The sequence below is a fragment of the Kitasatospora sp. NPDC002965 genome (genome assembly GCF_040611255.1).
Lineage (GTDB): Bacteria > Actinomycetota > Actinomycetes > Streptomycetales > Streptomycetaceae > Kitasatospora.
Window position 1 is genome coordinate 1 of the sequence record NZ_JBEXNT010000014.1, and the last position, 12,339, is coordinate 12,339.

The 12,339-nt window shown below is 71.9% G+C and carries 12 protein-coding genes; 7 read left to right on the plus strand and 5 right to left on the minus strand.

Features of this window, described 5'->3' with window-relative positions; genetic code table 11:
- Positions 1-367 precede the first annotated feature (367 nt).
- Genes ABZY91_RS08640 through ABZY91_RS08650 form a run of 3 tightly spaced genes read right to left on the minus strand, consistent with a single transcriptional unit; the run spans position 368 to position 3,596 of the window.
- Positions 368-1,447 carry a low specificity L-threonine aldolase gene (locus ABZY91_RS08640; protein WP_355400950.1) on the minus strand — a complete coding sequence of 360 codons (1,080 nt, stop codon included), beginning with the start codon at positions 1,445-1,447 and terminating at the stop codon, positions 368-370.
- The gene (locus ABZY91_RS08645; RefSeq protein WP_355400845.1) at positions 1,444-2,199 is read right to left on the minus strand and encodes an SDR family NAD(P)-dependent oxidoreductase; all 756 of its coding nucleotides are present in this window, start codon (positions 2,197-2,199) and stop codon (positions 1,444-1,446) included. Before ABZY91_RS08645 ends, ABZY91_RS08640 begins: the two co-directional genes overlap by 4 nt.
- Positions 2,196-3,596, minus strand: a complete 1,401-nt coding sequence (locus ABZY91_RS08650) for a DUF6421 family protein (protein ID WP_355400847.1) — start codon at positions 3,594-3,596, stop codon at positions 2,196-2,198. The genes ABZY91_RS08645 and ABZY91_RS08650 overlap by 4 nt, the downstream gene beginning before the upstream one ends.
- Positions 3,597-3,858: 262 nt before the next feature.
- Between ABZY91_RS08650 and ABZY91_RS08655 the strand changes: the two genes are divergently transcribed.
- From ABZY91_RS08655 to ABZY91_RS08675, 5 genes are all read left to right on the plus strand, one after another.
- Entirely contained in the window at positions 3,859-4,725 is an 867-nt protein-coding gene (locus ABZY91_RS08655; protein ID WP_355400849.1) for an ABC transporter substrate-binding protein, read from the plus strand.
- Positions 4,722-5,663: an amino acid ABC transporter permease gene (locus ABZY91_RS08660; RefSeq protein ID WP_355400850.1), complete on the plus strand. Its 942-nt coding sequence runs from the start codon at positions 4,722-4,724 to the stop codon at positions 5,661-5,663. Before ABZY91_RS08655 ends, ABZY91_RS08660 begins: the two co-directional genes overlap by 4 nt.
- 62 nt (positions 5,664-5,725) lie before the next feature.
- Positions 5,726-6,520, plus strand: coding sequence for an amino acid ABC transporter ATP-binding protein (locus tag ABZY91_RS08665; RefSeq protein WP_355400951.1), 795 nt, complete (start codon positions 5,726-5,728; stop codon positions 6,518-6,520).
- 145 nt (positions 6,521-6,665) lie between these two features.
- The gene (locus tag ABZY91_RS08670) at positions 6,666-7,316 is read left to right on the plus strand and encodes a DUF5134 domain-containing protein (RefSeq protein ID WP_355400852.1); all 651 of its coding nucleotides are present in this window, start codon (positions 6,666-6,668) and stop codon (positions 7,314-7,316) included.
- A gap of 198 nt (positions 7,317-7,514) precedes the next feature.
- Positions 7,515-8,462 (plus strand): M56 family metallopeptidase, encoded by a 948-nt coding sequence (locus ABZY91_RS08675; RefSeq protein WP_355400854.1) that lies wholly within the window; start codon positions 7,515-7,517, stop codon positions 8,460-8,462.
- 18 nt (positions 8,463-8,480) lie between these two features.
- On the opposite strand, the gene ABZY91_RS08680 is transcribed toward ABZY91_RS08675, so the two are convergent.
- A complete protein-coding gene (locus tag ABZY91_RS08680) occupies positions 8,481-8,933 on the minus strand; it encodes a MarR family transcriptional regulator (protein WP_355400856.1) in 453 nt (150 codons plus the stop codon).
- A gap of 87 nt (positions 8,934-9,020) precedes the next feature.
- On the opposite strand from ABZY91_RS08680, the gene ABZY91_RS08685 reads away from it, so the two are divergent.
- Positions 9,021-10,538 carry an MFS transporter gene (locus ABZY91_RS08685; protein ID WP_355400858.1) on the plus strand — a complete coding sequence of 506 codons (1,518 nt, stop codon included), beginning with the start codon at positions 9,021-9,023 and terminating at the stop codon, positions 10,536-10,538.
- A 231-nt stretch (positions 10,539-10,769) separates the two neighbouring features.
- Positions 10,770-11,375, plus strand: coding sequence for a TetR family transcriptional regulator (locus ABZY91_RS08690; protein WP_329948797.1), 606 nt, complete (start codon positions 10,770-10,772; stop codon positions 11,373-11,375).
- A gap of 60 nt (positions 11,376-11,435) precedes the next feature.
- On the opposite strand, the gene ABZY91_RS08695 is transcribed toward ABZY91_RS08690, so the two are convergent.
- Entirely contained in the window at positions 11,436-12,302 is an 867-nt protein-coding gene (locus ABZY91_RS08695; protein WP_329880262.1) for a helix-turn-helix transcriptional regulator, read from the minus strand.
- Positions 12,303-12,339: the final 37 nt, after the last annotated feature.

A 12,339-nucleotide genomic window follows, 5' to 3' on the forward strand; every position in this document is an offset into this window, starting at 1 on the left:
CCGAAACAAGTCCGAGGCCGGGGATGTCAACATATCTGGCGTTGACTTTTGGCACGCTGTTGAGTTCTCAAGGAACGGACACTTCCTTCAGGCGGCTTTCACACCGGCCCTCCGGGCGCTTCGTTCTTTCGTGTTTCCAGCCTATCAGACGTTTTCCGCTCCGTTTTCCGGAGTTTCATTCATCGGATTTTGCTTTCCGCTTGCCCCCGCTCTCTCGCGGCGACTCCGGAACTGTACGGCGATCGGCACGCCACATGCAAATCGTCCCGTCCTGCGGCGGCAGGACGGGACGATCCGCGGTTCGAGCAGGCCTTCGGCAGGCGCCGGACGCGTGCAGGACACGGGTCGGACGAATGTCAGAGGCCTGTCACATGCGGCCCATCTCCTCGGCGATGGCTGCCGCGAAGGCGTCGATGTCGGCCTCCGTCGTGTCGAACGAGCACATCCAGCGGACCTCGCCGGTGTGCTCGTTCCAGAAGTAGAAGCGGTAACGCTTCTGCAGCCGCTCGCTCACCTCGCGGGGGAGGATCGCGAAAACGGCGTTCGCCCTGACCGGGCGGACGACCGTCACGCCCTCGATCCCGCGGACGGCGGCCTCAAGGCGGCCGGCCATGGCGTTGGCGTGGCCGGCGTTGCGGAGATAGAGGTCACCCGCGAGCAGCGCCTCGAACTGGACCGAGACGAAGCGCATCTTCGAGGCGAGCTGCATCGAGGTCTTGCGGAGGAACTTGATGTTCCGGACCTTCTCCGGGTTGAGCACGACCACGCACTCACCGAACAGCAGGCCGTTCTTCGTCCCGCCGAAGGAGAGCACGTCGACGCCCACGTCCGTGGTGAAGGCGCGCAGCGGGACGCCGAGCGAGGCCGCGGCGTTGGCCAGGCGGGAGCCGTCCACGTGGACCAGCATGCCGAGCTGGTGCGCGTGGTCGACGATCGCCCGGATCTCCTCCACGGTGTAGAGGGTGCCGAGCTCGGTGCTCTGGGTGATCGAGACCGCGAGCGGCTGCGCGCGGTGCTCGTCGCCGAAGCCCCAGGCCTGCTGGTCGATGAGCTCAGGGGTGAGCTTGCCGTCCGGCGTGGGGACGGTGAGCAGCTTGATGCCGCCCATCTTCTCCGGGGCGCCGCCCTCGTCCACGTTGATGTGGGCCGACTCGGCGGCGATGACCGCACCCCAGCGCGGGAGCAGTGCCTGCAGGGCGACGACGTTGGCGCCGGTGCCGTTGAAGACGGGGTGCGCCTCGGCCTTGTCGCCGAAGTGCCGGCGGAAGACGTCCTGGAGGTGGGCGGTGTAGTCGTCCTCGCCGTAGGCCACCTGGTGGCCGCCGTTCGCGAGGGCTATCGCGGCGAGGACCTCCGGGTGCACACCGGCGTAGTTGTCGCTGGCGAAGCCGCGGACGGCGGGGTCGTGCCGCCGGACGGCGTCCGTCTGCGGGGTGGGGTCGGTCATCGGGCTGTCAGCCACAGGTGCTGTCCGTTCAGTTCTTCTGCGGGGCGGTCCCAGAGGCCCGCCAGGGTGGTGGCGAGGTCGGCGGTGTCGGTGAAGCCGGCGAACTTCGCCTCCGGCTTCTCGGCCCGCATCTCGGGACTGACCAGCGCCTTGATCACCAGGATGGCAGCCGCGGCGGTGGGCTTGCCGTCCTCGGCGGTGGTCTCCTTCGCGAAGGAGTCCGCCATGGCGAGCGTCCAGGCCTCGGTGGCGGCCTTCGCCGCGGCGTAGGCGGCGCCGCCCGCGGTGGGCTTGTGGGCGGCGGCGGCCGAGATCATGGCGTAGCGGCCACCGCTGCGGACCAGGGCGGGCTGGAACGCCAGCGAGGTGTGCTGGAGGGTCCGCACGACGGTGTCGTGCAGGAAGTCCCAGTCGTCGATCCGGGTGTCGAAGAAGGTCTTGCTGCCGCGCCAGCCGCCGACCAGGTGGAGGAGGCCGTCGACGTGGCCGTGCTCGGCCTCCAGGTGGTCGGCCCAGTCGTGGACCTCCTGCGGGTCGAGGAGGTCGATGACCTGGCCGCTGACCCTGGCTCCGCGCACGGCGACGCGCACGGTGTCGAGGGCGGCCTCCAGCCGCTGGGCGTCGATGTCGGCGCCGATGACGGTGGCGCCGTCCGCCGTGAGGCGGCGCAGCACGGCCTGGCCGGCCGGGCCGCTCGCGCCGGCGACGGCGATCACCTTGCCGCTGAGCGGTCCCTTGGGTGCGGTGGTCACGCGGCAACTCCCTGCAGGCCGGCACCGGTGATGCCGGTGGTCGAGGCGATGACGCCGCTGAGCTTCTTGGAGAGGGCCTCGTAGAACATGCTCAGCGGGAACTCGTCGGGGAGCACAGCGTCGCACAGGGCCTTGTTGAGGGTCTTGCCCTCGGTGATGTCGAACGGCAGTGCCGCGGAGCCCTTCGCCCAGGTGGAGGCGGGGTGCGGGGTGAGGTAGCGGGAGACCAGCTCGTAGGCGGCGATCCAGTGGGCCGGCTTGGGACGGTCGATGCCGTCGCGGTAGAGGGTCTCGATCTCGGCGCAGAGCGCGTTGGTGACCTGCGGGGCCCGCTCCCAGTCGATGCTGAGGCGGTTGTCGCGCCAGCGCAGCGCGTCGTGCTTGTGCAGGTACGCGAAGAGCAGCTGACCGCCGAGGCCGTCGTAGTTGCGGACGCGGTCGCCGCTGACCGGGAAGCGGAAGAGGCGGTCGAAGAGGATCGCGTACTGGACGTCGCGGGCGTGCTCGTTGCCCTCCGCCTCCAGCTTCACCGCCTCCTTGAAGGTGGTGAGGTCGCAGCGGAGCTCCTCCAGGCCGTACATCCAGAACGGGCTGCGCTGCTTGATCATGAAGGGGTCGAACGGCAGGTCGCCGTGGCTGTGGGTGCGGTCGTGGATGAGGTCCCACAGCACGAAGGTCTGCTGCGAGCGCTCCTGGTCCTGGAGCAGGCTCTCGGCGTCGGCCGGGATCTCCAGGCCGAGCAGCTCGACGGCGTTGGTGGAGACGACCCGGAAGCGGGCGGCCTCACGGTCGCAGAAGATGCCGCCCCAGGTGAAACGTTCCGGCGCCTTGCGCACGGCCACGGTCTCGGGGAAGAGGACGGCGGAGTTGGTGTCGTAGCCGGCCGTGAAGTCGGTGAAGGTGATCGGCACGAACATCGGGTTGTCGAAGCGGGTGCGCTCCAGCTCCGCCAGCCAGTCGGGCCAGACGACGTTCAGCAGGACCGCTTCGAGGTTGCGGTTCGGGTTGCCGTTCTGGGTGTACATCGGGAAGACGACCAGGTGCTCCAGGCCGTCCTCGCGCTGTTCGGCGGGCTGGAAGGCGAGCAGCGAGTCCAGGAAGTCCGGCTCCCGGTAGCCGGTGTCGGCCCACTTGGCCAGGTCCACGTCGACGGCGGCCAGGTAGGCGGCGTCGTGCGGGAAGAGCGGCGCAAGCTCCGCGACAGCCGTGCGGACGGTGGCGACCAGCGGGTCGACCGTCCGGCGCTCGACGACGGACAGGTCGATGGAGCCGTCCTTGGACTGCAGGGGGCGCAGGGCCTCGACAGCTTCCTTGAGCCGCAGCCAGGCCGGGTGGCCGGCGAGGGACTCGACCGGGGCGTCGGCCGCCACGGCGAGCCTTGGCGAAAGATTCTGCATCGGGGACTCACTTCGACAGGAGGGTTTTCAACGAGACCACCATAAGTACGAAAGGTTCTTCTGTTCAAGGGGGCACCTGGCGGCGGATCTGCGGTAACCGGGGCCGGAGACCGTATGTCGTCCGTGTGAACAGCTGCCGGGATCTTCCGGGACAGAGCGGACGAAGCCCGGTAAGCCGACCATGCCGCGCGTGTTCCGGCGTCGCCACCGGGGGAGGTTCCCCACCCGACCGGTCCGTCCCCTTCCTCCCGGGAGCCCCGCCATGCCCCTCCCCCGAAAGCCGCTCGCCGCCCTCCTGCTCGCCGGTGCCGTGCTGGCCGCCTGTGCCCCGCAGGACACCGCGTCCGACGGGAACCCCACGGCCGCGAGCACGGCCGGCGGCTGCGCGCCGGGCGCGTTGCCCACCCGGGCGGCGGGGACGCTGACCATCGGCACCGACAAGCCCGCGTACGAGCCGTGGTTCGCCGAGGACGCGCCGGCGAACGGCAAGGGCTTCGAGTCCGCGGTCGCCCACGCGGTGGCGGAGAAGCTCGGCTACCCCAAGGAGAAGGTGACGTGGGTGGTCGCTCCGTTCGGCACGGCGACCGCGCCCGGTCCGAAGAACTTCGACTTCGACATCAACCAGGTGTCGATCAGTGCCGAGCGCCGGCAGGCGGTGGACTTCTCCTCCGGCTACTACGACGTGCGCCAGGCCGTGATCGCGCTGAAGAGTTCCAAGGCCGCCTCGGCGCGGAGCCTCGCCGATCTCAGGGGCGCCAAGCTGGGCGCACAGGTCGGCACCACCAGCCTGGACGCGGTCACCGACTCCATCAGGCCGACCACCCGGCCGGCCGTCTTCGACTCCAACGACTTGGCGAAGGCCGCGTTGAGGAACGGTCAGGTCGAGGCCCTGGTGGTCGACCTCCCGACGGCGTTCTACATCACCGGGGCCGAGGTGACGGACGCCCAGGTGGTCGGCCAGCTGGCGGGCTCCGCGAAGGGCGAGCAGTTCGGCCTGGTGCTGGACAAGGGCTCGAAGCTGACCGGCTGCGTCTCCGGCGCGGTGGACGCGCTGCGGGCCGACGGGACGCTGGCGAAGCTGGAGAAGCAGTGGCTCTCGGACGCCGTCTCGGCCCCCGTCCTCCAGTGAGCGACACCGTGAAGGGGCTCTCCGGGGGGTCCGCCGACCCGGGGACGCCGGCCGGCCCGGGTGAGCCGGCGGGCCCGGGCGCGGCCGACGACGGCTACCGGCCGTCGGCGCGACGGCTCGCCCACGAGGCGTACCGGCGCCGGCGGGCCCGCCGCTCGGCGCTGATCGCGGCCGGCTCGACGCTGGTGACGGCGGTGGCGCTGGTCCTGCTGGTGGTCGGCTCGCCCGGCTGGCCGGCCGTGCGGCGGTCCTTCCTCAGTGCCGAGTACGCCCGGCAGGCACTGCCCGAGGTGCTCAAGGGACTGCGGATCAACCTGGAACTGATGGCCGTCTGCGGGGTGCTGATCCTCTTCTTCGGCCTGCTGCTCGCGGTGCTGCGGACCCTGAGCGGGCCGGTCTTCCTGCCGGTGCGGCTGCTCGCCACCGCCTACGTCGACTTCTTCCTCGGCCTGCCGATGATCATCTGCCTGCTGGTGATGATCACCGGGGTGCCGGCGCTGCGACTGACCGGTGTGACCACCGACCCGCTGTGGCTGGGCGGCGCCGCGCTGGTGCTCACGTACGCGGCGTACGTGTCCGAGGTGTTCCGGGCCGGCATCGAGTCGGTGCACCCGAGCCAGCGGGCCGCCGCCCGGTCGCTGGGCCTCTCCAACGCGCAGGCGATGCGGTACGTGGTGCTGCCGCAGGCGGTCCGCCGGGTGGTGCCGCCGCTCCTCAACAACCTGGTCAGCCTGCAGAAGGACACCGGACTGGTCTCGATCGGCGGGGTGATCGACGCGGTGTACGCGGCGAAGATCATCAACGGCCGGTCGTTCAACTCCACCCCGTACCTGGTGGCGGCACTCGTCTTCGTGGTGCTGACCATCCCGCTCACCCGGTTCACCGGCTGGCTCACCACCCGGATGAACCGCCGACGCCAGCAGGGAGGTGCGGTGTGACCGGCCGACCGTCCGACGACGCGACAGGCCGCCCGCCGGGCACGTCCGCCGTACGACCGGGAGTGCCGAGGCCGTCGGGCGGGGCCGCGCCGTCGGGCGGGCCGGCGAAGCCCGTGCTGCGCCTGGAGTCGGTGCGCAAGAGCTTCAACGGCCAGGCGGTCCTGCGCGACGTGGACCTCGCCGTCCCCGAGCACTCGGTGACGGCGCTGATCGGTGCCTCCGGCTCCGGCAAGTCGACGCTCCTGCGGTGCGTCAACCTGCTGGAGCGGATCGACGACGGCGCCGTCTTCCTGGACGGCGCGGAGATCACCGACCCGCGTGCCGACGAGGACGCCGTGCGACGACGGATCGGCGTCGTGTTCCAGGCCTACAACCTCTTCCCGCACATGACCGTGCTGGAGAACGTGACGCTCGCCCCGCGCCGGGTGCACGGTCTGGCCCGGGCCGAGGCCGAGGCGCGGGCGCACGAGCTGCTCGACCGGCTGGGCCTGGCGGCGAAGGCGCGGGAGTACCCCGACCGGCTCTCCGGCGGCCAGCAGCAGCGGGTGGCCATCGTGCGGGCGCTCGCCACCGGCCCGCGGCTGCTGCTGCTCGACGAGATCACCGCGGCGCTCGACCCGGAGCTGGTCGGCGAGGTGCTCTCGGTGGTGCGCGACCTCAAGGAGCGGGGCATGACGATGCTGGTCGCGACGCACGAGATGGGGTTCGCCCGCGAGGTCGCCGACCAGGTCTGCTTCCTGGACGCCGGAGTGGTACTCGAACAGGGCCCGCCGGAGCGGGTGTTCGGGGCGCCGCAGCAGGAGCGGACCCGGCGGTTCCTGAGCCGGGTCATCGCCTCCGGGCGGCTCTCCGGGTAGCCGGACCTGTGCGGCAGTCCGGCGCCCGCTGGTGGGCCCACTCCGCCGGGCACCACCATGCGCCCCCGCACGCGCCCTGCTGCACGCGGCCCCGGGCCGTGATCGTGGACGGTACCCCCGCCCGTCACCGCCCGGGAGGCCGCCGTTGCACGGATCAGCCCTCGTCAGCTGGTTGTTGGCCGCCCTCGCCGCGGCCTCCGGCGGCTACTGCCTCACCCGCCTGCGCCGTACTCCCCCCGCGCCGCCCCCGGGAGCGGCCGGAGCCGGAACCGCACCGAGGACGCCCGGCCCGAGAAGCACCGGGGCGACCGGGGCGACCGGGGCGACCCGCGCACACCGGCTGCACGCGTACGAGTCGGATGCCTCCGAGGCCCTGATGGGCTTCGGCATGGCCGCCATGGCCGTGACCGGGACGGCCGTACCGGGCGTCGCCTGGGCCTGGCTGTTCGGCCCGCCCGCGGTCGCCCTGCTGCTGGCCGCCGCGTACCGCCCGGAGCGGCGGGCGCACCGGCTGCACCACGCGGTCGGCGCGCTGGCGATGACCTACATGGCACTCGTGATGGCCACCGCGCCCGCCGCCGGGCACGCGGGCCACCACCCGTCCGCGGCCGGATCGCCGGCACTGACCGGCGCCCTGCTGCTCTACTTCGGCGGGTACGCGCTCTGGTCGGGCAGCCGGCTGCTCAGCGGTGCCGGAGGCGGGCCCGGCGGGCTGCCGGCGGCCTCGGCGACGCTGCCCCGGGCCTGGCGGCTGTCGATGGGCATCGGCATGTTCGCCATGCTCCTGACCATGTGACACCGGCGCCCGCGCCCGCCGTCGCGGCGCGGCACCGGACGACCGGCGCGGCGCGGCACCGTCCTCGCGGCACGGCCACCGAACAGCCGTGGCGTTGGTCACTGGGTGGCCGAAAGTCGTACCACGCCGCGCCGGCAGCGCTTAGGTTGGACGGGAAGCGCGTTGTCGCGCTCCGTGCGTCCCCGGGGAGCCCATGCCATGACGGCCCTGCTCGGCCTGCTGCTGCTCGGACTGCTGCTCGCCACCGCCGCTCCCCGGCGGCTGACCCGGGCCCGCTGGGTGGACCGCGAACCCGTGCTGGCGCTGCTGGTCTGGCAGTGCCTGGTGGTGGCCGTACTGCTGTGCTGTGCGCTGAGCCTGCTGCTGGCCGCCTCGGCCGCGCTCCCCGACCTGCGGTCGCTGCTGTTCACGGGCGCACCGCACGGCGTGGAGGCGGCGTACGGACTGCACAACGCCGAGGGCTGGGGCCGGCTCTGCGCGGCGGTGCTGGCCGCGGGCGGGTTGCAGACGCTGTTCGCGCTGACCCGTGAGGTCCGTTCGGCGAAGGCGCTGCGCGCTCACCGGCATGCCGAACTGGCCACGCTGTCACCTGAGTTGCCGGGATCCATCGACGACGCACGGCAGCGCCGGGAGCGGCTGGTGGTGCTGGAGGACGTCCGGCCCGGGGCCTGGTCGCTGCCCGGGCACAACTCCCGGCTGGTGGTCACCACGGGGGCGCTCCGGCAGCTGACCCACCGGGAGTTGGAGGCGGTGCTGAGCCATGAGCGCGGGCACGTCCGGGCCCGGCACCACTGGCTGGCGCAGGGCGCGCAGGCGCTCGCCTCGGGCTTCCCCGGGGTCGGCGTCTTCAGCGCCTTCCGGAATCAGGTGGGCGAGCTGGTGGAGCTGGCGGCGGACGACCGGGCCGCGCGGCGGCACGGCCGGCACACCACCGCCCTGGCACTGGCCGAACTCAACCTGGGGAGCGGGGTGTTCGGTTCCTGCCCGCCCGGGATGGCCCAGTCGCCGAAGCGGGTGGACCGGCTGCTGGCCGGGCGCCCCCGGCTCTCCGTGTCGCACCGCCTGCAGCTGACCCTGGCCGCCCTGGCCGCACCGGTGGCGGTCGTGCTGACGGCCGCCGCACCGGGCCTCGCGTCCCTGCTGTAGCGCCGGCCTCCGGCCCCGTCAGTCCAGGGTCGTCCCGCAGGCGCGCACCGGTTCGTCGGCGAGCGTGAGGGAGAGCACCTCGCGGTGCAGGGGACGGGCCTCCGTGTGGCGCCGACGGCCGGCCTCGGTGAGCGCGACCTGGATGCCGCGCCGGTCACTGGTGCACATCGCGCGGGTGACCAGCCCGGCCTTCTCCAGCCTGCCGATCAGCCGCGAGAGCGCGCTCTGGCTGAGGTGCACGGTGTCGGCCAGCTCCTGGATCCGCAGCCCGTGCCCGCCACTGCCGTCACACCCCTCGACGAGGCGTTCCAGCACCTCGAACTCGCTCATGCCCAGGCCGTGCTTCTCGCCGAGTTCACGGTCGAGGAGGCAGGCGGTCTGGGCCTGCCGGGCCAGCAGGTCGCGCCACTGGACGACCAGACCGGCCTCCGCCGGGGAGTCGTGGGAATCGTGGGGGTCGAGTTCAGCCACGCCGCCACGGTATCACATGCGGAAGCAACTTATGCGTTAACATCTTATTCACTTGCATTGAATGCACGTGCATGTACTCTCTTGCCCATGACCACCGCGACCGTCACGACGTCTGACGATTCATCACAGGGGGCTCCGCGCTGGAGCCCCCGCCTCTGGGGCACGCTGATCGTGCTCTGCGCCGCGCTGTTCCTGGACGCCCTGGACATCTCGATGGTGGGCATCGCGCTCCCCTCCATCGGCTCCGAACTCCACCTCTCCACCTCCACCCTCCAGTGGGTGGTCTCCGGCTACGTACTCGGCTACGGCGGGCTCCTGCTGCTCGGCGGCCGGACCGCCGACCTGCTCGGCCGCCGCCGGGTCTTCCTCGTCGCACTCGCCGTCTTCGCCGCCGCCTCCCTGCTCGGCGGCCTGGTCGACGACGGCGGCCTGCTGATCGCCGCCCGCTTCATCAAGGGCGTCGCCGCCGCCTTCACCGCGCCGGCCGGCCTGTCGATCATCACCACCACGTTCCCGGAGGGCCCGGCCCGCAACCGGGCACTGTCGATCTACACCACCTGCGGGGCCAGCGGCTTCTCGCTCGGCCTGGTCCTCAGCGGAGTGCTCACCTCGGTCGGCTGGCGCTGGACCTTCCTGATGCCCGTCCCGATCGCCCTGCTCGCCCTGGTCTTCGCCGTCCGGCTGCTCCCCCGCCCGGCCGCCGGGGAGAAGGCCACCGGCCGGTACGACGTGCTCGGCGCGATCACCGGCACCGCCACCGTGCTGCTGCTGGTCTTCACCGTGACCGAGGCGCAGGGCGCCGGCTGGCTCAGCCTGCGCACCCTGGGCTCGTTCGCCGTCGTGGCGCTGCTCGGCTCCGCCTTCCTGTTCGTCGAGAGCCGCACCGCGCACCCGCTGGTCCGGCTCGGGATCTTCCGCAACGGCTCGGTCGCCCGCGCCAACGTGATCGCGTTCGCGATGACCGGCGCGTACGGCGGCTTCCAGTTCGTGGTCACGCTCTACCTCCAGGAGTTGCTCGACTGGTCGGCCCTGGAGATGGCGCTCGGACTGCTGCCCGCCGGCGCGATGATCGCCCTGTCGGCACCGTTCATGGGTCCCGTGGTGGACCGCTTCGGGACCGGCCGGCTGCTGCCGATCGGCCTGCTCGCCCTGGTCGGCGCGTTCGCGCTCTTCCTCCGGCTCGACGAGCACAGCTCGTACCCGGTGCTGGTGCTGCCGTCGATCATCCTGCTCGGCGTCGGCTTCGCGCTGGCCTTCCCCTCGGTGAACATCGCCGCCACCGACGGCGTCGCCGACGATGAGCAGGGACTGGCCTCCGGCCTGGTGAACACCGCGATCCAGGTCGGCACCGCGGTCGTCCTGGCCGGCGCCACGGCCATCATCACCGCCGGCAGCGGCGGCGGCACCGGCGCGCAGGCCCAGCTGGACGGCTACCGGCCCGCCCTGCTCTTCATCACCGGGATCGCGGTGGTCGGCTTCGTGATCGCCGTCGCGGGCGCCGTTCTCGACCGGCGGACGAAGGCAACTCGTTTCTCCGTGCCGGACTATGATTATCCGTCAGTCGACCTGGTCGACCGGAGCGGCGAGGTTCTGACCAAGAGCTGAACAGCGGTACGAGTTCCACCAGGCCCGGGACGGAGTCCCCGGGCGGGCGCCGGCTCCACCAAACCCCCGTGTTGGTAGAGCCGGCGCCTCCGTACGAACCGAACGCCGCCGCCCGGCCCAAGGCCCGGGGGCCACGGTCCGGTCGCCGGCCGCGCCAGTATATTGGCCGACAGCCAACGAACGTACGGAGCAGAAACGATGGCACCTCGCGGGGATTCGGTCAATGAGGAGATGCGTCAGCGTTCCCGGCGACGCATCATGCGGGCCACCGTCGAACTGGTCGACCGGCACGGATACGCCGGGACCACGCTGACCGACATCGCCGAACGGGCCGGACTGGCCCGCGGACTGCTCTCGTACTACTTCGACGGCAAACGGCTGCTCATGCAGTCGGCGACCCACCGGATGATGCACCAGGAGCTCTCCACCGCGCTCGGCGAGCTCGCGCCCGACGCGACACCGGAGGCCCGGCTGGCCCGGGCGATCGACGCGGTGCTCGGCCTGGCCATGGACCACCCGCGGGTGATGCGCTCGCACCTGGCGCTGATCCTCGACCCGGACACCGGCGCCTTCGTCCAGGACCCCGAGCAGCAACGGCTCGGCTCGATCCTCCAGGAACTGCTGCGCGACTGGGGTGCGCCCGACCCCGTCGCGGAGCACGCGGTGCTGCGCAGCGCCCTGATGGGCGGCTGCATAGGCGTCCTGCTCCCGGGCGCGGAGGTGCCGCTGGCGCCGATCCGCGCCGACCTCTTCAGCCGCTACGACCTGCCCTGGCACCTCGGCCGCCCGCCGCAGCCGCTCCCGCCGGAACGCGAAAGGCCGCCGGCCCGCGGCTGAGACCGCGGGGCCGGCGGCCGTCCGGTGGAGCGGCGCGCGGCGGACGGGGACGTCCGGCGCTCAGCGCTCCTTCAGGATCGAGGCCAGCAGGTCGATGGTGCGCTCGGGCGTGAGGCTGTCCACGCAGAGCCTCTCCATCACCTGGATGTAGGCGTCGACGTCGTCGCGCTTGTCGAGGTACAGCGCACTGGTCAGCTGCTCCAGGTACACGACGTCCGCCAGGTCCTGCTCGGGGAAGCGCAGGATGGTGAACGCACCGGACTCACCGGCGTGCGCACCGAAGCGGAACGGCATGACCTGGATCACGACGTTGGCCTGCTCGGCCGCGTCGATCAGGTACTGGACCTGGCCGCGCATCACCTTCGGCCCACCGACCGGACGGCGCAGCGCCGCCTCGTCGATGACCGCCCAGAGGCGGGGGCTCTCGCCCTCGGTGAGCAGCTTCTGGCGGCGCATCCGCAGGCTGACCCTGCGCTCGACCTCCTCCTCGCTGATCACCGGCCGACTCTGGCCGAAAACCGCCCGTGCGTACTCCTCGGACTGGAGCAGGCCGGGGACGAACTGGACCTCGTAGGTGCGGATCAGTGCGGCGGCCTCCTCCAGACCGACGTAGGTCTGGAACCAACCCGGCAGGACGTCGTTGAAGCTGTGCCACCAGCCCGACTTGTTGGCCTCGCGGACCAGCCCGAGCAGCGCCTCGCGCTCCAGGCCGTCGTCCACTCCGTAGAGGCTGAGCAGGTCCGCGACATCGCGTTCCTTGAAGCTGACCCGGCCGAGTTCCATGCGGCTGATCTTGGACTCGGACGCACGGATCGCGTAGCCCGCGTCCTCGCGGGTGATGCCGCGCCCCTCCCGGAGGCGGCGCAGCTGGGAGCCGAGGAGGATCCGGCGGACCATCGAGCCGCCGCCCGGCTGAACTGTGGTCATGTGGTCCTAACCTCCACCTAGGGCAAACAGCGCACAG